Origin of the sequence: Neorhizobium sp. T6_25 (genome assembly GCF_002968555.1) — a bacterium.
Taxonomy (GTDB): Bacteria; Pseudomonadota; Alphaproteobacteria; order Rhizobiales; family Rhizobiaceae; genus Neorhizobium.
The window spans coordinates 141520-159529 of the sequence record NZ_PVBL01000002.1 but is presented as its reverse complement, the minus strand read 5'-3'; the positions used below and the strand labels follow the sequence as shown (position 1 = coordinate 159529).

Here is an 18010-nt window from a genome sequence, read left to right as displayed (position 1 = left end):
TCAACACAAGCTTTGTTCAAAAGTTCCAGCTCGTGTTCCCGCGATGCAAATTTAAAGGAACTCTCCCGCGACCAAGCAGGTTCTGGCATCGCCACAAGGAGTTGGAAGGATGCTGACATCGGCCAAAGGACCAGCCTTCGAGACGCCGGGCGCGGATGGTAGCAGGGTGCCGGACGTCAGGCAGGACGCGGAAAACTGCACCCGTTGCGACCTCTACAAGAACGCCACGCATCTCGTGTTCGGCGAGGGACCCCCGAAAGCGAAAGTGGTGTTTCTCGGCGAGCAGCCGGGAGACAAGGAGGATCAGGCGGGAAAGCCATTCGTCGGGCCGGCGGGAAAGCTCCTCGATCGCTGTCTGGAGGAGGCCGGCATCGAGCGCGACATCTGCTACGTCACCAATGCGGTGAAGCATTTCAAGTTCACCCCGCGCGGCAAGCGCCGCATCCACGCCAAGCCCAATGCCGGCGAAGTCCGGGCCTGTGCCTGGTGGCTGGCGGCGGAGCTGCGCCTTGTCCACCCGAAACTCGCCGTAGCGCTTGGCGCGACGGCGCTTTATGCCTTGCTGGGAAAGCAGGCGAAAGTGACACGCGACCGCGGTACGGTCCTGAGATCGCCGGATGGCTTGCCGGTGCTGGTGACCATCCACCCTTCGGCACTGCTGAGGACGTTGGATCAGCCGGATGCGGAGCTCAACCGGGCCCGCTTCGTCGAAGATTTGAAAAAGATCGCAGAATTTCTGGAGTGACGATGACCTACGAACTTTATTATTGGAACGGCCTTCAGGGCCGCGGCGAATTTGTGCGGCTGGCGCTGGAAGAGGCCGGAGCTGACTATGTGGATGTTGCCCGTACCGATCGCGGCACGGGAAAGATGATGGACTATATCCACGGCAAGCATGGCTACGACATGCCCTTCGCGCCACCCTTCCTTAAAGATGGCGACCTGATCGTCTCGCATGTCGCCAACATCCTCCACTATCTCGGGCCGAAGCTGGATCTGGTGCCGGAGGACGAAAAATCCCGCCTTTTCGCCCATGGGCTGCAGCTGACGATCACCGATTTCATCACGGAAGTGCACGACACGCACCACCCGATCAGCACCGCCGATTATTATGAGGATCAGCGGCAGGAGGCCAAGGCTCGTTCGAAGGCCTTTCTGAAGCACCGGGTGCCGAAATTTATCGGCTATTTCGATCGCGTCATCACCGCAAACCCCACAAAGAGCGGCCATCCGGTGGGTGACGTCCTGAGTTATGTCGACCTGTCGCTCTTCCAGCTCGCCGAGGGCCTCCACTACGCCTTCCCGCGCGCCATGAAAAACTTTGACAGCGATTATCCAAACATCGCCAAGCTGCGCGACGCGGTCGCCAGACGTCCGAATATCAAAGCCTATCTCAAGTCGAAGCGCCGGCTCGCCTTCAACGAGTCGGGCATATTCCGGCACTACCCGGACCTCGACCAGGATCCGGTCTGATCGGCTAGATAAACGCGAAAACCGGGGCGATCGTCACCAGGACGATCGCCACCGCGATCAATGTGAACTTCATGACGACCTCCAAAGAAAAAAGCTGTCGCGATGCGGCGGCTCAGTTGGTTTCTTCTCCCAGTTCCTGCAGAATTTGATGCCGCGCCCGATTGAGGCGGCTTTTCACCGTGCCCACCGCGCAATCGCAGATTTCCGCCGCCGCCTCGTAACTTTCCCCGAGGATCGCGACCAGCGTCAGCACTTCACGATAATGAGGCGGCAGTTTCTGAAGCGCACGCTGGACCTCACGAGCTCTCGCCGCCATCTCCTGGCTCGCCGCTACCGGCGTATCCCCGGATATGTTCTCCTCGATCCCCGGCGCCTCGCGGCCAAGCACCTTGGCACGCGTATAAAAGGTGTTGCGCATGATGGTGAAAAGCCAGCTTTTCAGCTTGGTGCCCGGCTCGAACTTGTCGAGATTGGCGAGCGCCTTCATCAGCGTCTCCTGCACCAAGTCGTCTGCATCGCTGGGATTGCGGCAGAAAGTACGGGCAAATGCGCGGAGAGCCGGAATAAGCCTTACTATGTCTGCACGTGCAGGATCACCATTCAACTGTGATTCAGACACCGTTGCCTACCTCTCCGAAGTCTTCATGGCTGGAATGACGGGGGCAAACGCATGCCTTGCGTATTTGGTTCCCCTAAGATGAATGCCCTGTTCATCTTCGTGACGCAAACCGCCCTTTCGCTTGAGGGAACAAACCGGTCGGCAGGCCTGTTGATAGGACTTTCACGGAGTTCTGCCGGGAGTTCGGATATGGCACCGCGTGCAAACTGGAAAGGATATCTGAAGGTCGGCGAACTGAGCTGCCCGGTGGCGCTTTATACGGCTGCATCGACGTCCGACCGCGTCAGCTTCCACATCATCAATCGCGAGACCGGCAACCGCGTCCACCGCCAGATGGTGGACGCCGACACCGGCAGGCAAGTCGAAAGTGAGGACATCGTCAAGGGTTACGAAGTTTCGAGCGGCCAATACGTCTTCCTCGAACCTGACGAGGTGAAGGCCGCGGTGCCTGAGAGCGACAAGACGCTGGAGCTCGAGACCTTCATCCCCTGCAACGGCGTCGATACCATCTTTATTGACCGTCCCTATTATCTCGCGCCCGCCGACAAACCCTCCGCCGAGGTCTTCGAGCTGATCCGAAAAGGACTGAAGGAGAAGAATGTCGCCGCACTCGCCCGAACCGTGCTCTTCCGGCGGTTGCGCACGCTGCTGATCCGGCCGGGCGAGAAAGGGCTGATCGCCAGCACGCTCAACTACGACTACGAGGTCCGGTCCGCGAAGGACATCTTCTCCGAGATCAAGAGCTTCAAGATCGAGGGCGAGATGCTTGATCTCGCCCGACACATCATCGACACCAAACGCGGCGAATTCGACCCGAGCGAGTTCGACGACCGTTACGAGGCAGCCCTTGCCGAGCTGATCAAGGCGAAGATCGAAGGCCGCAAGCTCAGGAAGCAGCCGAAGCCGGAACCGAAGAAGGTCTCCAGCCTGCTCGACGCACTGCGTCAGAGCGCCGGCGGCAGCAAGAAGACCGCACCGAAGAAATCCGCCAAGAAAACCGTATCTCCTAAGACTGCCGCCCCGCAGAGAAAGGCGAGCTGATCATGGCGCTCGAAACCTACAATCAAAAGCGGAACTTCAAGGCTTCCCCGGAGCCCCAGGGGAAAGTCTCCGGCCGCAAGGCCAAGGCATCCGGCAACAGTTTCGTGATCCAGAAACACGATGCCACCCGGCTGCACTATGATTTCCGGCTGGAAATGGACGGCGTCCTGAAAAGCTGGGCCGTCACCCGCGGCCCGAGCTTCGTGCCCGGCGAAAAGCGGCTTGCGGTGCATGTGGAGGACCATCCGCTCGACTATGGCGGTTTCGAAGGCATGATCCCCAAAGGCAATTACGGCGCCGGCGCCGTGCTGCTCTGGGATCGAGGCACCTGGGACCCGATCGGCGATCCTCACAAGGGCTATAAGAAAGGCCATATGGAATTCGAGCTGAAGGGCGAGAAGCTGGAGGGCCGCTGGCACCTGATCCGCATGGCACCGAGGCCGGGAGAAAAGCGCGAGAACTGGCTGCTGGTCAAGGGCGAGGACGCATTCGCCCGCGCCGAGGGCGACAAGGACGTTCTCGACGAGATGCCGCTTTCGGTGAAGTCGGGCAAGACGCTGGACGAAATCTGGGGCCGCAAGGCACCGCCAGCAAAGAGTACGGCCAAACCGAAAGCGAAGGCGAAATCCGATCCCGAGCCGGAACAATCCGACATCGCAGCGTCGAAGATCAAGGGCGCCCGGAAAGCAGAACTCCCGGATTTCATCGAGCCGCAGCTTGCGACGCTGGTGAAGAGCGCCCCTTCCGGCAAACGCTGGGTCCACGAAATCAAGCTCGACGGCTATCGTCTGCAGGCCCGTGTCGAAAATGGCAAGGTAAAGCTGTTGACGCGCACCGGGCTCGATTGGACGCATAAGTTCGGAGACGAGATCGTCGCGGAATTCGGAAAGCTTGGTGCGACCGATGCGATCATCGACGGGGAAGTGGCGGTCGAGGCCGGTTCCGGCGCCACCGATTTTTCCCTGCTCCAGCAGGACCTCAGCGAAGGCCGGGACGACCGCTTCACCTTCTACGCTTTCGACATTCTTCATCTCGACGGTTACGACCTGACCGGCGCGATGCTTCTGAAGCGCAAGGAGGCGCTGGAAACCCTGCTGACCGGCAGCGGCCCGGCCCTGCGCTACAGCGAGCACTTCGGCGACGAAGGCGGTCTGGTTCTGAAACATGCCTGCCGGCTGAGCCTCGAAGGCATCATCTCCAAGATATCGGATGCGCCCTATCGCCCAGGCCGCGGCCGCGACTGGGTAAAGTCGAAATGTTCGGCACGGCAGGAATTCGTGGTCGCAGGGTTTGTCCCCTCCTCCGTTTCGAGGACGGCGATCGGATCGCTGGTCATGGGATATTACGACAAGGGGAAGCTGCGGCATGCCGGCCGTGTCGGAACCGGTTATTCGAACGCCGTGGCGCAATCGCTCTTCAAGAGTCTCCAGGAGATTCAGGCAGGCGAAAGCCCGTTTGACGAAAAGCTCGCGGCGGTGGAAAAGAAGGATGTCGTTTTCGTGCGGCCCGAGCTGGTGGCGGAAGTGGAATTCCGCGGCTGGACGGCGGATGCGCATATCCGCCACGCGGCCTTCCGGGGCTTGCGCGAAGACAAGGACCCGAAGGATATCGTCCGGGAGGGCGGGCCTGTGAATGCAGCGGAAGAACCGAAGCCGCCGAAACGGACGGTCAATCTCACTCATCCCGACCGGGTCTACTGGCCGGATGCGGGGGTGACCAAGGCCGGGCTTGCGGATTACTACACCGAAGTCTGGCGGCTGATGGCGCCGTTCGTCGTCAACCGCCCGCTGGCGCTGGTGCGTGGGCCGGATGGGATCGGTAAACCGCTCTTCTTCCAGAAACATGGCTGGAAGGGCATGACCAAGAACGCCGTGCTCGTGAAGGACCCCGCCGATCCGGCGGAAGAGGATATCACCATCCGCGACCTCGATGGATTGCTCGGCCTCGTCCAAGGGGCGACGCTGGAAATCCACCCCTGGGGCTCGACCCTCGACGACTGGGAAAAGCCGGACATGGTCAATATCGACCTCGACCCCGGCGAAGGCGTCTCATGGACCGATATCATCGCTGCCGCTCATGAGGTGAAGCGTCGTTTCGAGGACATGGGTCTGGTGGCCTTCGTAAAAACCTCGGGCGGCAAGGGCCTGCATGTGGTCGCCCCCGTCAAGCAGAAGGCGGAATGGCCGGAGGTGAAGGCGGCGATGAAGGCGCTCGCCGACGGCATGGCCGGCGACGATCCCGACAAATATGTCTCGACCATCACCAAGTCGAAGCGAAGCGGCAAGATCCTCATCGACTACCTGCGCAACGGTCGCGGCGCGACAGCGGTCGCCCCCTATTCCACCCGTGCCCGCGCCGGCGCGCCGGTCTCCATGCCGATCACGTGGGACGAACTCGGGGGCGCGATCGGCCCCAACTACTTCACCGTCAACAACGCCCCGGCCCGCATCGCCCAGCAGACGAATGATCCCTGGGGAGATTTCCGCAAGGCGGAAGCCCCGATCGAATTCAAGGGAAAGAAGAAACGGTAGAAGCCCCGGAAAGGCTCACTTCCTCGGTGCCTTTCGCTCCGCCTCCAGGCTCTTCTTCAGCGCGGCGGTGATATCGATCACGTTGCTGCTGCGCTCGGGCACCTTGTCCTCGACCTTCTTCCTGGTCTTCCGGCTCTTCTTCCGCTCGGCGATGATTTCGAGCAGCCGGTCCTGGACCGGATCGTCGGCCATCGAAGGCTTCCAGGCTTCGGTTCGCTCGTCGATGATCTTCTTCATCATCGACAGATGCTCGACATCCGCCTTCTCCTTCGGTTTTTCGACGGCGTATTCGTCGGCGTCGCGGACTTCGTCGCCGTAACGCAAGGTCCAGACCACGATCCCCTTGTCCTTGGGCAGCAGCAGAACCGCGCGCTCTCGACGATACATGACGAGCCGGGCAATGCCGCCGGTCCCAGTCTTTGCCATGGCCTCGCGGATCACCGCAAACGCCTCGGCGCTCACCTCGTCGTCCGGCGCCAGGTAGTGCGGTCGGTCGTACCAGATCCAGCCGATCGAACCCGCCGGCACGAAAGTCTCGATATCGATCGTACGCGTGCTTTCGAGCCCGACATCCTCGATCTCTTCGTCTTCGAGAAGAACGTAGTCGCCCTCGCCCTTGGGATAACCCTTGACCTGATCGTCGTCCTCGACCGCCTCGCCGGTCTCGGCATCGACGTACTGGCTGAGGACGCGATTGTTGGTCTTGCGGTTGATATTGTGGAACCGGACCTTGGCGCCTTCGGAGATGGCCGGCGTCATCGTCACGCGACAGGTGACCAGCGAGAGCTTCAGATAACCTTTCCAGAATACGCGCGGCGCCACGGTAAACTCCTTCGTTTGCCCGATAACCCGCGCCGCCTCCGCTTGGTTCCGGAACAAACGTTGGACCCAAACCGTTTTCGTGATGAAACAGGCCAGGAGAAATCAGATGAGCACCAACAGCACTCCCAACTCCGTGCAGAAGAACCCTCACAAAAAAGCCGAGCAGTCGGCTCGCGAGCGCGGCGAAAAGAAGGAGCTGGACGAGCAGCTCAACGAGGGGCTGGAAGATACCTTTCCGGCGAGCGATCCCGTCTCGAGCACGGTGACCTCCATTCCGTCGGGCACGCCGAAACCGCCCAGGCACTGAGTTTCCAAAAAACCTCTGGAACAAATGCAGCGGCTCCCGGATAGGGAGTCGCTTTATTTCATTTGTCCTCTGTGACTTTTTCGGGATATCCGAAGTTAGCCGTAATGATGTATGGAAAGCTAATGTAGGTTATGGCGGGCGGACATTGTTCGGCAACGGATGTGCCGGCGGTGATTACGTCAGAGGTCGGGATGACGAAACAAGACACTCCGGTTGCGGAACAGGACGTCAGAATGGGACGGCGGGTCAACCGCAAGGTCTCGGTCCTTCTGACCGAAATCGAGAAGGAAGAGGTTCCTGATCGGCTGCTCGACCTGGCGCGCGAGCTGCAGAGGGCACTCAACGAAAAGAACGACGGCCGCACCGATTGATACTGTCCGTCCTGGATGGGTCAGCCTCACGCCATCAGAGCTGGGTCGAAATCAGGTTGTCGACGCGCACACGCCCGCCGATCACGCAGCGCGGCCCGTTCGGGGCGAACCGGCCGCTACTGTCCTCGATCACCGTATAGAGCTTGTCGCTGCGGAAGGCGCTCGCCATCTCGGTCGAATTGCCCTCGCAGGGCGAAGCATCGATTTCCATGAAATCCAGTTCCGCCTGGCTCGCCACGAGCCGCGCATCGCCGGCGGTCTTTGCCCGGACCACCACTTCGCCATGCGGTGGCGAGTTCTGCCAGTTCGGATCCTTTGGCGCAGCTGTCGGCACCAGCCGATAGATCTTCAGCCTGTCCTGCATGTCTCTCTCCCGTCGTAAGCATTTTTCTAGTTGACGATCAAACGCGGTCCGCGCGGTCCGGTTCCATCAAGTCGCATGGAACTTTTCCGGCAACCATGGGTTCCTCCGCTGCGGGCGATCATGCCCCTGAGAAGGAGAAAGCCGATGAAGAATGAGCAGCCGAAAGCTGGCCGTCCCGGCGAGACCTCGCAATGGCCTCGATGGGAGGGCCCGGCGGAAAGCCGCCCAAGCGGTTATCTTCAGGGCGAAGCCAATATCTTTGCCGAGGGACCGGAGCAGGAAAAGCAGATCGGCAAGGGACCGGACGGTTACGACCGCCCCGACGATCTGATCGCACAGGACGTGAATGAGCAACTGACGCAGGACGCCTTCCTCGACCCGACCAACATGACGGTCTCGGTGGAGAACGGCGAAGTGACACTGGAGGGATACGTGGCCCACCTTGCGGACAAGGCACGCGCCCAGGACGTCGTCCTCGACATCCAGGGTGTCACCGCCTGCCGCAACAATCTTCGAATAGCCCCCGAAAGGCACTGATCTGCGTGGAACCTGTGAGGCGGTCACTCGTTAGATGCCTCGCAATCCCTGCCTCAAGAATACTCATCAACAAGGAGAGAGACCCATGGCCAACAAGACCCTCGACGACCTTTTCCACGAAACCCTGAAGGACATCTATTACGCCGAGCGCCAGATCGTGAAGGCGCTGCCGAAGATGGCGCGGGGCGCCCAGGATCCGAAGCTGAAGGCGGCATTCGAAAAGCACAGGGAAGAAACCGAAGGCCAGATCGATCGCCTGAAGCAGGTCTTCGAGATCATCGGCAAACGGGCCCAGGGCAAAACTTGCCCGGCCATCGACGGCATCATCGAGGAAGGCGAGGAAATCCTTGACGAGTTTAAGGGCACTCCGGCTCTCGACGCCGGCCTGCTCGCCGCAGCGCAGGCGGTCGAACATTACGAAATCAGCCGTTATGGCACCCTGCGCGCCTGGGCTCAGCAGCTCGGTCACCGGGATGCGGTAACGCTTCTCGAACAGACGCTCGCCGAGGAAAGCAAGACCGACGAGGCTCTGACGGCCCTTGCCAAGACCGCCGTCAACACGGCTGCCCAGAAGGCTGCGTGACACTTCGAGCGATCGGAAGAAGGACGCGGCCTCGGCCGCGTCTTTTTCTCGACCCGAACATACAAAAAACAACATAAAAAAACCCGGCTGCCGCCGGGTTTTTCCTCCCTTCCGGCCTCCTCAAGCCGGGAAAGATCGTCTCAAAACCGAAGCGTCGGGGTGTCCGTGCATGGTCGGAATTGGCAACATCTCGCCGTTCAGCGCCTGTCGCCGAAAAATCTCCACCCGACCGGTTCGCTCACGTGCCACATGGGCTTTGGCGGCCTCCATGGCGAGTTCATAGGTGTGGTAATAAGACGCAGACTGCACGCCGTCTATGACATAGACCCAGCCGGTTGCGTGTGGAACGATATCGCAGTACTTTCCCATTGGATGTGTCTCCTTCCCGGCGGCCATAAGTACATTCGACAGCCAAAAGTTCCGCCTCCGGGGAAGTTTTTTTTCGAGTGTTGGCCACGTCTCGGCCGGGTTGCGATTTTTCGTTTTTACCAGGGAACTTTTCTGCGCCGCACACGTTGGGGCGCTTGGGCGAATGGAGACAAGAATGGCGGAATCCGAAGAAATCTGGATCAGAAAGCGGGCCTACACGTTGTGGGAAGAAGAAGGCTATCCCTCGGGCAAGGATAGGGAGCATTGGGAACGAGCCAAGCTGGAATATGCCACGCTCGGGCCGACCGCTTCGAAAAAGTCTGCGGCAGGATCGGGCGGCAAGTCCGCCACCGCCGTGAAGCCGCCAAAAGCGGGGTCGAAGTCCGCAACTCCCAAACCGGCAGCGAAAACCGCTGCAGCCAAGGCTTCTCCGGCAAAGACAACTTCCAAGGCACCGGCCGCTGCCATGCCGGAAGCCGTCCAGCCGGCCAAGAAGCGTTCCAAGAAGGTTCCAGCTGGCGCCTGACGCCGCCTGCCACCCATCTTCATCACCATCATTACTGGTCGCGGCGACTGACATCATCGCGGCCGCGGGTTCGCTTATCCTGGAAAATCGAAATGGCTTTTGCGTCTGAACTTGGTCTCGGTTCTGCCCCAACGGAGGAACGTTGGCCAAGGCGAAAACGTTCTGGAGGGTGAGACTGGCAGATGGCGGAGGCACGCATGATGAACGCTTACGTCCCGTTCGGCGAACCTCGTCGAGATGAGCGGAGCTCGGGCGGACAGGGGATCAATACTGGTTATGGAAAGCGGGGGCTTCCCGGCATGAGAATTCTTTCGGTCACCTCCGAAATCTTCCCCCTTGTGAAGACGGGTGGCCTTGCAGACGTGACCGGATCTCTGCCCAAGGCGCTCGGCCCCCTCGGCATCGAGACCACCTCCCTGATCCCCGGTTATCCCCAGGTCATGCAGCAGCTGAAGAGCGCCATGCCGCTGGTTACCTTCGATAGTCTGCTCGGAGAAAAAGCAGCGCTCCTCCATACCCGCGTTGAAGGTCTCAGCCTTTTCATCCTCGATGCCCCCGCTCTCTACGACCGGCCCGGCGGCCCTTATGTCGATGAAGAGGGCATGGATCATCCCGACAACTGGAAACGGTTCGCCGCACTTTCCCTCGCTGCAGCAGAAATCGCCGATGGACTGCTGCCGGGCTGGGTTCCGGACCTGGTTCATACCCATGACTGGCAGTCTGCGCTGACTTCGGTCTACATGCGCGAACGCGGCTGCAAGACGCCCGTGGTTCTGACCATCCACAACCTCGCCTTCCAAGGCCAATATCCTGCCGGCGTTCTGATGAGCATCGGCCTGCCGCCGGAGGCCTATTCCATGAACCGCATGGAGTATTTCGGCGATATCAGTTTTCTGAAGGGTGGTCTGCAGACGGTCGATGCGATCACCACCGTCAGCCCGACCTATGCCCGCGAAATCCTCACTCCGCGCTTCGGCATGGGCATGGACGGGGTCCTGAATGCCCGCGTCTCCGTCCTGCGCGGCATCGTCAACGGCATCGATCTCGATATCTGGGACCCGTCCACGGATCCGCATCTGCCACGCAACTACGATGTCGGCACGCTGCGCCGCAAGCGCGAGAACCGCGCCGTGCTGCTTCAAAAATTCGGGCTGAACCCGGCGCATGAAGGCCCCCTGTTTTCTGCCGTCAGCCGCCTGACCTGGCAGAAGGGATTCGACATGTTCGCCGATACGGCGGACGAGATCATCCGCCACGGCGGCCAGGTCATCGTCTTCGGACAGGGCGACCGCGAGATCGAGCGGGCACTGGCGGATACCGCCGCGCGTTTTCCGGGCCGGATGGCGGTGCATTTCGGCTACGACGAACCGACGGCGCATCTGGTCCACGGCGGGTCTGACGCCATCGTGCAGCCCTCCCGCTTCGAACCCTGCGGGCTGACTCAGCTCTACGCGTTGCGCTACGGCTGCGTCCCCGTCGTCTCCCGCACCGGCGGACTTTCGGAAACGATCATCGATGCCAATGATGCGGCCATGTCGGCGCGCGTCGCAACCGGTTTTCAGTTCCATCCCGTGACCACGGACGGACTGAGGCTCGCGCTTCGCCGCGCGCTGCACGCCTATGGTGACCCGAAAATGTGGGCGCGGCTGCAGAACCAGGGCATGAAGGCGAAATTCTCCTGGGAACGCAGTGCCCAGCAATATGCCGCCGTTTATGCCAATCTTGTGCTGAAGTCCGGTCATGTCGTCTCGACAAGCTCGGATATCCGTCGCGCCACGCTCTAGCCCTCCCATCAGCGGACAAAAAGAAACCGGCTCGAAGGCCGGTTTTTTATGGAGTAAAGGGAAGAGGTTCGAAGGCCTTACGGCCTTCGGAAGAGTGCCAGACTGCGCCCTTCAAGCTCGAAATCCTTTTCCTTGGTGATCACCAGGCCGCGCTTCGAAAGGTCGGAGGTGGTAAGTTCAAGCACCCAGCCGCCCTCGCCGAACTGCGGGATGCGGAACGGCACATTGCCTTCGAACGGGTTGAAGAGCAGCAGCACGTCGTGCCAGATGCCCTCCTCTTCCCGAAGATCGGTTCGGCCGATATGGAGGCCGAGCGTGGAGCCTTCGTCCCACTGCTCCGGCGTCTGAAAACCGCCACCGGCGTTGAACCATTTGATCTCCAGGCCGTCGCGCCAGTTCTCGCGACGCAGCAGCGGCTGTTCGCGTCGCAGCTTGATGATCTGGCGGGTGAACTCGCGCAGCTCCTCGCAGGTCTCGGGCAGGCTGTCCCAATGAACCCAGGAAATGTCGCTATCCTGGCAATAGCCGTTGTTGTTGCCCATCTGGCTGCGGCCGAACTCGTCGCCGGCAAGCAGCATCGGCGTGCCGTGCGAGAAGAACAGGGTGGCGAGGAAATTGCGCTTCTGGCGATCGCGCACCGCATTGATGCCCTCGTCCTCAGTTGGGCCTTCCGCGCCGTAATTGTAGCTGCGATTGTCGTTGTGGCCGTCGTTATTGTCCTCGCCATTCGCCTCGTTGTGTTTCTCGTTGTAGGAAACGAGATCGTTCAGCGTGAAGCCGTCATGGGCGGCGATGAAGTTGACGCTTGCCCACGGCCGGCGGCCGCGCTGGTCGTAGAGATCTCCGGAACCGAGCAGGCGGGCTGCGAAGTCCGTCGAGACATTGGTGCCCTTCCAGTATTCGCGCACGGTGTCGCGATACTTGTCGTTCCACTCTGCCCAACCGGGAGGAAAGCCGCCGACCTGGTAACCGCCGGGACCGATATCCCACGGCTCGCCGATCAGCTTCAGTTTCGACAAAACCGGATCCTGCGTGATGGCGTCGAAATAGCCTCCCCGCTGGTCGAAACCTTGCGGCTCCCGGCCAAGGATGGTGCCAAGATCGAAGCGGAAACCGTCGATATGCATTGATTCTGCCCAGTAGCGGAGCGAGTCCATCACGAACTGCAACACCCGGGGGTGGGATGTATTGACCGTGTTCCCAGTGCCAGTGTCGTTTATGTAATAGCGATGCTGGTCCGGCATCGTGCGGTAATAGGAGAAGTTGTCGATGCCCTTGAAGGACAGCGTCGGCCCAAGTTCGTTGCCCTCAGCGGTGTGGTTATAGACCACGTCAAGGATGACCTCGATGCCGGCATCGTGATAGGCGCGTACCATGTCGCGGAAACCCTGGATGCCCTTTGGACCGTAATAGCGCAAGGCGGGTGCGAAGAAACCGATCGTATTGTAGCCCCAGAAATTCTTCAGCCCCTTTTCGAGCAGATGCTGATCATCCGGGAACTCATGAATCGGCATCAGTTCAACAGAGGTGATGCCGAGGCTCTTGATGTAGTCGATCGAGGCCTTGTGCCCCATCCCTTCGAACGTGCCCCGCAGCTCTTTCGGGATAGCCGGGTTCAACTGGGTGAAGCCCTTCACGTGAGCTTCATAGATGATCGTCGCCGGCCAGGCGATGTTCGGCCGGTTCTGGTCCTTCCAGTCGAACTCGTTCGGATCAATGACCCGGCCTTTCGGCATGAACGGCGCGCTGTCGCGCTCGTCGAAGGTCAGATCCTTGTCTTCGTGCAGAAGATCGTAGGCGAAATGTGCCTCGTTCCAATCGACTTCGCCGACGAATTCGCGCGCATAGGGGTCTATCAGCAGCTTGTTCGGGTTGAAGCGATGACCGTTTTCTGGATCGTAGGGACCGTGTACGCGATAGCCGTAGAGGGCGCCCGGCTTCAATCCAGGCACATAGCCATGCCAGATTTCATGGGTGTATTCGGGAAGCTCGAGCCTGGCGATCTCTATCTTGCCGCTCGGGTCGTAGAGGCAAAGCTCAACCCGTTCCGCATGGGCTGAGAAAATCGCGAAGTTGACACCCTCACCGTCGAAATTGGCTCCGAGCTGAAGCCAGGAGCCGGGCTCGATGACAAAGTGGTTTGATTTCGTATCCATGCCGCACCCAATTAAAAGACTGGCGTCATAATGGTGCGGCACAACATTTCGTTCCCTGCGCCTCGCGGAAAACTATGGATTGCCCGATCCGGCCGCCGGCGGCGGGCTACCCGGCGTCGTATTGGTGGTTCCAGATGGCGATGTCGCCGGGCTCTGCCCACCCGTTCCCGTCTGCGGCGACGGGCTGCGATCCGCAGGCGCCGTATTGCTGGACTGCTGTGGCGGCGTGTTGTTAATCGGATCGCTCTGTTTTTCGCCGCTGTCGCTACAGGCGCTCAGAAGCACGACGGTCGACAGCGCAATAACGAAACTCTTCATGTCTCATTTTCTCCGTGGGATTTGTGAAACGCGGCCTGCCGGCGATGCGCGTCGAGCGCGATCACCTTCTCGACCGCGGCGACATCCTCGGCGGTTGCGGCCGGGATGGGATCGCCGGCGATGGCTTCAAGCACTTCAGGCGCCAGCGCGCCGTTGCGAATGACGTATTCCAGCGCCTCGCGGGTCTGCCGCTCGGCCTTCAGCTGGGCGTAAAGGGCAAGGATCAGCCGGTCGCGCGCATCCCGCTGGCTCTGACTGCCTTTCGATCTGGCGAATTCTGCCATCGTCTTCCTCCATCTTCTGCTGAAGGGTCAACTTTCGGTCCCGGCGATTGTTCCCTCCGTCAGAACCTCCGCTATCTCCTTGAAGAAGCGAAGCACGGGACAAGGAGGAAACCATGTCAACACTGACCCCGCATGAACTGGAGGGGCGCCTGAATGCCCACCGAGAACTGCTGATCGAACTCTTGTCCGCGATGATCGGGGGCGAGGTGACCATCACGTCACTGCTCCAGCGGCTGCGTGACGACGCGACGTTCAAGGACAATGAGGAGGATCCGGGCGTGTTGCCGGAGGGCGCATTCGCAATCGAGAATTCCGCGGCGCGCGAGGTGCGGTCGATCCTCGACGCGGCACGTGCAAGGGCTGCAGCCGACGCGAATTGACCTCCCGTTAACCGCGTCAAGTCACATTTAAGGCGATCCCGCCACGTTTATGGCCATTTCGTGGAACTACAATGCGACTTTCTCGTTCACTCACGACCAAAGCGATGGAGGCGACGATGGTCAGAGAATGGGTAGAAGCAGCAGGCTTTGTTCTGGTGATCGCCGCCTGCTACATGATGGTCATCCCCGTCTGAGTTTCAAGCTCCTGGGGAGGAGAGAGGCCTTGATTTAAGGCCCACTGCTCTCGCGGCCGGCAAAGAAGGCCGCGAGAGCGGCAAAATCTTCTTCATTCAATTTTTTTGCCACCTCGGTCATCAGGTGGCTGAAGGAAGACCCGCCTCGCACACCTGCATGGAAGAGGCGGAGCTGGCGCTCCAGATAAGGGGCGTTTTGACCCGAGATGCGCGGATAGGCAGGATTGCCGCCGGGCTTTTCGTGGCAACTGAGGCAGGCGGGAATTTTGTCTGCCGCTCTTCCCCTTTCCGCGATCTCGCGGCCCCTTTCCACGAGCTGTAGATCAGCCGGCGCCGAAGGCCTTTGCGGTCTCGCCTGCTTGGCATAATAGGCCGCCAGCTCCGGCAGGCCCTCCTCCGCCAAAGTCCCGACCGCGACCTTCATGACGCCGCTCGCCCGCTCGCCATGCGCATAGGCGCGCAGGCTGTTGAGCAGGTAGGCTTCCGACTGCCCGGCGAGCCGCGGGATCACGCTGTTGCCGCTGAGCCGCTTTTCCGCATGGCAGCTTTCGCAGGTGATCGGCAGCGGCGAGACTTCGCCCGCGGTGCCGATACCATGCAGGCCGGACGCCTGCAGATAGGCGTTGCCGTCCATGCCCGGCAGCTTTCGCAGGAACGCCACCATGTCCCAGATCTCGTCATCGCGCACCTGCGTCGGCCAGGCCGGCATGCCGGTGAAGCGCACCCCGTGCTTGACGATTTCGAAGAGCTCCGCATCGCTCCAGCTCGGAACCACCGTCTTCAGATCCGGCGGCGGCGGCAGCATGGCGAGCGCGGCGCCTGAAGCCTTTTGCGCCGGCGAGCCATGACAGATGGCGCAGCCGGTCTCGAAGTGCCCGGCCGCCGCCGGCAGCAGCGCCGGGTTTTCGAGCGGCGGTACCTCGATGGAAAGAGCGGCGGTACGGATCGAATTGCGCATCACCCAGTGCAAGAACCAATCCGTGATCCCCCAATGACCGGTGCTTGCCTTGACGCTCATCAGTCCGGACCAGGCGAACCCAAGTCCCAGAAGCGGCGCCACGATCACCAGGATCGCGAGATATTTCCAGCGGATCGTCATCCGGCTACTCCTCCCAAAACCCTGGCCCGGCGCTGTGCAAGCAACGCCACCCCCGCCCGCGGCCGGCAACGGCGGAGCGTCGCGGCGAAGGCAGATGTCTCGGCCTTTCACCGTAAAGCGGATGGAGAGAAAGGGAAAGAAGCACGCCGAATGCCGAGGTCGGGGCTTAAGCCGCAGCGCCGGGAAAATTCGACACCGAACGTACCATCGGGAATTTTGTTCCAGCCGCCGGATAACTTTATGTAACCGGCTGTGAAAAAGATGGAACGAATCCTCCGACGATGGGTTTGCTCCCCTGTGAACGGGCAATCGCCCGGCATTCGCGACGGGAGAAAATCATGAGACACTTTCTAACAATGCTCAGAAACAGGCTCACCGGCACTCACCAGAAGAAGACTTTCGCCGTGGCCCATCCGGAAGAACTGCAGGTCGTCGTACCTGATGCCGTCGTCCTTCCGTTGCCCAAGTCGCCCCGTGAGGAAATCAGCGTCCCCGCCTCCATCAATGGCCGGGACCTCTCCACCGGCCGGCTTTGAGGCCGGCCGAGACTTTGCGAACAACAGAGCTTTCCAAAAAGGAGACCAGCATGACCACCATCGAGTCCGCCAACATCCTGATCCTCGCGGCCGACGGCTATGAGCGATCGGAACTGCGCGTCCCGCTGGAGGAACTGAAAAAACGTGGAGCCGGCGTCAAGATCGCGTCCATCAAGCCAGGCGAGATCAAAAGCTGGGACAAGAAGGACTGGGGCGACACCGTCCCGGTCGATCTGGAGGCCAGGAACGTCAACGCGGAGGACTTCGATGCTTTGGTGTTGCCTGGCGGCCAGATCAACCCCGATATCCTGCGTGACAACGAAGATGCCATGAAGGTCGTGCGGGACTTCGTGAAAAGCGGCAAGCCTGTCGCAGCGATCTGCCATGGCCCATGGTTGCTGGTGGAGGCCGATGCCCTTCGCGGTCGCAAGGCAACCTCCTATCATTCGATCCGCACCGACATCCGCAATGCCGGCGCATCCTGGAAGGATGAGGCCGTCGTGGTCGACAACGGGATCATCACCTCGCGCTCGCCCGAGGATCTGCCGCAATTCGTGGCAAAGATCGTCGAGGAAGTCCAGGAAGGGCGCCACAATCGCCGGGCAGCGTAACTTGCCGTAGCTCGGCTGCGGCCGTCCGCACCCTCCTCGCGGGCGGCCGACACGGAAGTCAGACCTGCTTCAGAAAAGCCAGAAGCCGCCGTTCGTTGGCGCGCAACTCCTTCGGCCGCGTCAGCGCCACCTTGTCCTGCATCACCTTTTCCAGCGGCGAAACATCCTCCGAGAGTGCCAGAATGCTCGGGTGGATGTAGCTTGAGCGGCAGACTGCCGGCGTGTTGTGCAGGGCTTCCGCCGCCGCCTTGCACATCCCCTTGATCTTCGGGCGCCGGCCCTCCTCCTCCACCACTTCCCAAGCCGCCATCAGCGCGGCAAGACTGCCACCCCAGGTGCGGAACGTCTTGGCCGAGACGGCAAACCCTGCGGCCTTGGCAAGATAGGCGTTGAGCCGGCCCGAATCGATCGGACGCGGCACGCCCTGCTCGTCCGGCCAGGAAAACAGCTGCCGGCCCGGCAGGTCGGCGATCTCTTCGAGGATGCGCTGCAAGCGGGGATGTTTCAGCGTGTGCTGCACGCGCCGACCGCCCTTGGCGACGAAGCGCAACGTGACCGCCTCCCCGGACAGCCTCATGTGGCGCTTCAGCAGCGTGGTCGCGCCGTAGGTCTTGTTCTCCTTGGCGTAAAGACGGTTGCCGACCCGCAAATGGGTCGCGTCCATCAGGGCGACCAATGCGGCGATCACCGCATCCGATTTGTCGAGGCCAAGCTCCAGATCGCGTTTCGCCTTGCGGCGGATCCGCGGCAGAGCCTCGCCGAACCGGGCGAGCTGGTCGAACTTGCGTTCGCTGCGAAAATTCTGCCAGTCGGCATGATAACGATATTGCTTGCGGCCGCGTGAATCGTAACCGGTCGCCTGGAGATGCCCGCGTGGATCGAGGCAGATCCAGACGTTCTCATAGGCAGGCGGCAGTCCGAGCGAGGCGATCCGCAGGCGATGCTCCGGATCCGAGAGCAAGGTGCCGTCCGGCAGGCGGTAGGTAAACCCCTTGCCGCGTCTGAGCCGACGGATGCCGGGCTCCGTATCGCTGACATAGGTAAGGCCGATGGTCTCGAGGGAATCCTGATCGATGTCGATCGTGGTGAGCATGGCGTCCATGGC

22 protein-coding genes are annotated in these 18010 nt (G+C 60.9%); 13 read left to right on the top strand and 9 right to left on the bottom strand.

Annotated features, from left to right (window positions below):
- Positions 1 to 109: 109 nt before the first annotated feature.
- Together C5L10_RS02940 and C5L10_RS02935 are read left to right on the top strand one after the other, a co-directional pair.
- Positions 110 to 745, top strand: coding sequence for a UdgX family uracil-DNA binding protein (locus C5L10_RS02940; RefSeq protein ID WP_105428473.1), 636 nt, complete (start codon positions 110 to 112; stop codon positions 743 to 745).
- 2 nt (positions 746 to 747) lie between these two features.
- Positions 748 to 1473 carry a glutathione S-transferase gene (locus C5L10_RS02935; RefSeq protein ID WP_105428472.1) on the top strand — a complete coding sequence of 242 codons (726 nt, stop codon included), beginning with the start codon at positions 748 to 750 and terminating at the stop codon, positions 1471 to 1473.
- A gap of 112 nt (positions 1474 to 1585) precedes the next feature.
- Here C5L10_RS02935 and C5L10_RS02930 read toward each other — a convergent pair whose 3' ends face one another.
- Positions 1586 to 2077 carry a sigma-70 family RNA polymerase sigma factor gene (locus C5L10_RS02930; RefSeq protein WP_105428471.1) on the bottom strand — a complete coding sequence of 164 codons (492 nt, stop codon included), beginning with the start codon at positions 2075 to 2077 and terminating at the stop codon, positions 1586 to 1588.
- A gap of 204 nt (positions 2078 to 2281) precedes the next feature.
- On the opposite strand from C5L10_RS02930, the gene C5L10_RS02925 reads away from it, so the two are divergent.
- Together C5L10_RS02925 and ligD are read left to right on the top strand one after the other, a co-directional pair.
- Entirely contained in the window at positions 2282 to 3133 is an 852-nt protein-coding gene (locus C5L10_RS02925) for a Ku protein (protein ID WP_105428470.1), read from the top strand.
- A gap of 2 nt (positions 3134 to 3135) precedes the next feature.
- A complete protein-coding gene (gene ligD, locus C5L10_RS02920) occupies positions 3136 to 5664 on the top strand; it encodes a DNA ligase D (protein ID WP_105428469.1) in 2529 nt (842 codons plus the stop codon).
- A gap of 15 nt (positions 5665 to 5679) precedes the next feature.
- Here ligD and C5L10_RS02915 read toward each other — a convergent pair whose 3' ends face one another.
- Positions 5680 to 6486 carry a Ku protein gene (locus C5L10_RS02915; protein ID WP_105428678.1) on the bottom strand — a complete coding sequence of 269 codons (807 nt, stop codon included), beginning with the start codon at positions 6484 to 6486 and terminating at the stop codon, positions 5680 to 5682.
- Between the two features lie 106 nt (positions 6487 to 6592).
- On the opposite strand from C5L10_RS02915, the gene C5L10_RS02910 reads away from it, so the two are divergent.
- Both C5L10_RS02910 and C5L10_RS33505 read left to right on the top strand, forming a co-directional pair.
- The gene (locus C5L10_RS02910; RefSeq protein ID WP_105428468.1) at positions 6593 to 6793 is read left to right on the top strand and encodes a hypothetical protein; all 201 of its coding nucleotides are present in this window, start codon (positions 6593 to 6595) and stop codon (positions 6791 to 6793) included.
- A gap of 191 nt (positions 6794 to 6984) precedes the next feature.
- Positions 6985 to 7164, top strand: coding sequence for a hypothetical protein (locus C5L10_RS33505; protein ID WP_172716885.1), 180 nt, complete (start codon positions 6985 to 6987; stop codon positions 7162 to 7164).
- Positions 7165 to 7198: 34 nt separating this feature from the next.
- Here C5L10_RS33505 and C5L10_RS02905 read toward each other — a convergent pair whose 3' ends face one another.
- Entirely contained in the window at positions 7199 to 7528 is a 330-nt protein-coding gene (locus tag C5L10_RS02905) for a hypothetical protein (protein ID WP_046666476.1), read from the bottom strand.
- 144 nt (positions 7529 to 7672) lie between these two features.
- Between C5L10_RS02905 and C5L10_RS02900 the strand changes: the two genes are divergently transcribed.
- Entirely contained in the window at positions 7673 to 8065 is a 393-nt protein-coding gene (locus C5L10_RS02900) for a BON domain-containing protein (RefSeq protein ID WP_172716896.1), read from the top strand.
- 85 nt (positions 8066 to 8150) lie between these two features.
- The gene (locus C5L10_RS02895; RefSeq protein ID WP_046666475.1) at positions 8151 to 8648 is read left to right on the top strand and encodes a ferritin-like domain-containing protein; all 498 of its coding nucleotides are present in this window, start codon (positions 8151 to 8153) and stop codon (positions 8646 to 8648) included.
- 120 nt (positions 8649 to 8768) lie between these two features.
- On the opposite strand, the gene C5L10_RS02890 is transcribed toward C5L10_RS02895, so the two are convergent.
- A complete protein-coding gene (locus C5L10_RS02890) occupies positions 8769 to 9017 on the bottom strand; it encodes a hypothetical protein (RefSeq protein WP_046666474.1) in 249 nt (82 codons plus the stop codon).
- 175 nt (positions 9018 to 9192) lie between these two features.
- Here C5L10_RS02890 and C5L10_RS02885 point away from each other — a divergent pair, with 175 nt between their 5' ends.
- Both C5L10_RS02885 and glgA read left to right on the top strand, forming a co-directional pair.
- Entirely contained in the window at positions 9193 to 9543 is a 351-nt protein-coding gene (locus tag C5L10_RS02885) for a DUF2934 domain-containing protein (RefSeq protein ID WP_046666473.1), read from the top strand.
- Between the two features lie 299 nt (positions 9544 to 9842).
- Entirely contained in the window at positions 9843 to 11327 is a 1485-nt protein-coding gene (gene glgA / locus C5L10_RS02880; protein WP_172716895.1) for a glycogen synthase GlgA, read from the top strand.
- Between the two features lie 77 nt (positions 11328 to 11404).
- Here glgA and glgX read toward each other — a convergent pair whose 3' ends face one another.
- From glgX to C5L10_RS02865, 3 genes are all read right to left on the bottom strand, one after another.
- A complete protein-coding gene (gene glgX / locus C5L10_RS02875) occupies positions 11405 to 13483 on the bottom strand; it encodes a glycogen debranching protein GlgX (protein ID WP_105428466.1) in 2079 nt (692 codons plus the stop codon).
- A gap of 72 nt (positions 13484 to 13555) precedes the next feature.
- On the bottom strand, positions 13556 to 13801 hold the full coding sequence (locus C5L10_RS02870) for a hypothetical protein (protein ID WP_046666470.1): 246 nt from the start codon (positions 13799 to 13801) through the stop codon (positions 13556 to 13558).
- A complete protein-coding gene (locus C5L10_RS02865; protein WP_105428465.1) occupies positions 13798 to 14085 on the bottom strand; it encodes a hypothetical protein in 288 nt (95 codons plus the stop codon). The genes C5L10_RS02870 and C5L10_RS02865 overlap by 4 nt, the downstream gene beginning before the upstream one ends.
- A gap of 113 nt (positions 14086 to 14198) precedes the next feature.
- Between C5L10_RS02865 and C5L10_RS02860 the strand changes: the two genes are divergently transcribed.
- Positions 14199 to 14465 (top strand): hypothetical protein, encoded by a 267-nt coding sequence (locus C5L10_RS02860; RefSeq protein ID WP_105428464.1) that lies wholly within the window; start codon positions 14199 to 14201, stop codon positions 14463 to 14465.
- Positions 14466 to 14693: 228 nt separating this feature from the next.
- Here the strand turns inward: C5L10_RS02860 and C5L10_RS02855 are convergent, their stop codons facing one another.
- Positions 14694 to 15758: a c-type cytochrome gene (locus C5L10_RS02855; RefSeq protein WP_105428463.1), complete on the bottom strand. Its 1065-nt coding sequence runs from the start codon at positions 15756 to 15758 to the stop codon at positions 14694 to 14696.
- Positions 15759 to 16096: 338 nt separating this feature from the next.
- On the opposite strand from C5L10_RS02855, the gene C5L10_RS02850 reads away from it, so the two are divergent.
- A complete protein-coding gene (locus tag C5L10_RS02850; protein ID WP_105419837.1) occupies positions 16097 to 16294 on the top strand; it encodes a hypothetical protein in 198 nt (65 codons plus the stop codon).
- A gap of 50 nt (positions 16295 to 16344) precedes the next feature.
- A complete protein-coding gene (locus tag C5L10_RS02845) occupies positions 16345 to 16905 on the top strand; it encodes a type 1 glutamine amidotransferase domain-containing protein (RefSeq protein ID WP_046634345.1) in 561 nt (186 codons plus the stop codon).
- Between the two features lie 58 nt (positions 16906 to 16963).
- Here C5L10_RS02845 and C5L10_RS02840 read toward each other — a convergent pair whose 3' ends face one another.
- The gene (locus C5L10_RS02840; protein WP_172716907.1) at positions 16964 to 17980 is read right to left on the bottom strand and encodes a DNA topoisomerase IB; all 1017 of its coding nucleotides are present in this window, start codon (positions 17978 to 17980) and stop codon (positions 16964 to 16966) included.
- Between the last annotated feature and the right edge of the window lie 30 nt (positions 17981 to 18010).

Excerpts from the sequence above, each read along its gene's own strand:
- C5L10_RS02925 (WP_105428470.1), top strand. The coding sequence starts at position 2,282 with ATGGCACCGCGTGCAAACTGGAAAGGATATCTGAAGGTCGGCGAACTG.
- C5L10_RS02855 (WP_105428463.1), bottom strand. The coding sequence starts at position 15,758 with ATGACGATCCGCTGGAAATATCTCGCGATCCTGGTGATCGTGGCGCCG.
- C5L10_RS02940 (WP_105428473.1), top strand. The coding sequence starts at position 110 with ATGCTGACATCGGCCAAAGGACCAGCCTTCGAGACGCCGGGCGCGGAT.
- C5L10_RS02905 (WP_046666476.1), bottom strand. The coding sequence starts at position 7,528 with ATGCAGGACAGGCTGAAGATCTATCGGCTGGTGCCGACAGCTGCGCCA.
- glgA (WP_172716895.1), top strand. The coding sequence starts at position 9,843 with ATGAGAATTCTTTCGGTCACCTCCGAAATCTTCCCCCTTGTGAAGACG.
- C5L10_RS02890 (WP_046666474.1), bottom strand. The coding sequence starts at position 9,017 with ATGGGAAAGTACTGCGATATCGTTCCACACGCAACCGGCTGGGTCTAT.
- glgX (WP_105428466.1), bottom strand. The coding sequence starts at position 13,483 with ATGGATACGAAATCAAACCACTTTGTCATCGAGCCCGGCTCCTGGCTT.
- C5L10_RS02865 (WP_105428465.1), bottom strand. The coding sequence starts at position 14,085 with ATGGCAGAATTCGCCAGATCGAAAGGCAGTCAGAGCCAGCGGGATGCG.
- C5L10_RS02850 (WP_105419837.1), top strand. The coding sequence starts at position 16,097 with ATGAGACACTTTCTAACAATGCTCAGAAACAGGCTCACCGGCACTCAC.
- C5L10_RS02895 (WP_046666475.1), top strand. The coding sequence starts at position 8,151 with ATGGCCAACAAGACCCTCGACGACCTTTTCCACGAAACCCTGAAGGAC.
- C5L10_RS02900 (WP_172716896.1), top strand. The coding sequence starts at position 7,673 with ATGAAGAATGAGCAGCCGAAAGCTGGCCGTCCCGGCGAGACCTCGCAA.
- C5L10_RS02885 (WP_046666473.1), top strand. The coding sequence starts at position 9,193 with ATGGCGGAATCCGAAGAAATCTGGATCAGAAAGCGGGCCTACACGTTG.
- C5L10_RS02910 (WP_105428468.1), top strand. The coding sequence starts at position 6,593 with ATGAGCACCAACAGCACTCCCAACTCCGTGCAGAAGAACCCTCACAAA.
- C5L10_RS02845 (WP_046634345.1), top strand. The coding sequence starts at position 16,345 with ATGACCACCATCGAGTCCGCCAACATCCTGATCCTCGCGGCCGACGGC.
- ligD (WP_105428469.1), top strand. The coding sequence starts at position 3,136 with ATGGCGCTCGAAACCTACAATCAAAAGCGGAACTTCAAGGCTTCCCCG.
- C5L10_RS02860 (WP_105428464.1), top strand. The coding sequence starts at position 14,199 with ATGTCAACACTGACCCCGCATGAACTGGAGGGGCGCCTGAATGCCCAC.
- C5L10_RS33505 (WP_172716885.1), top strand. The coding sequence starts at position 6,985 with ATGACGAAACAAGACACTCCGGTTGCGGAACAGGACGTCAGAATGGGA.
- C5L10_RS02935 (WP_105428472.1), top strand. The coding sequence starts at position 748 with ATGACCTACGAACTTTATTATTGGAACGGCCTTCAGGGCCGCGGCGAA.
- C5L10_RS02870 (WP_046666470.1), bottom strand. The coding sequence starts at position 13,801 with ATGAAGAGTTTCGTTATTGCGCTGTCGACCGTCGTGCTTCTGAGCGCC.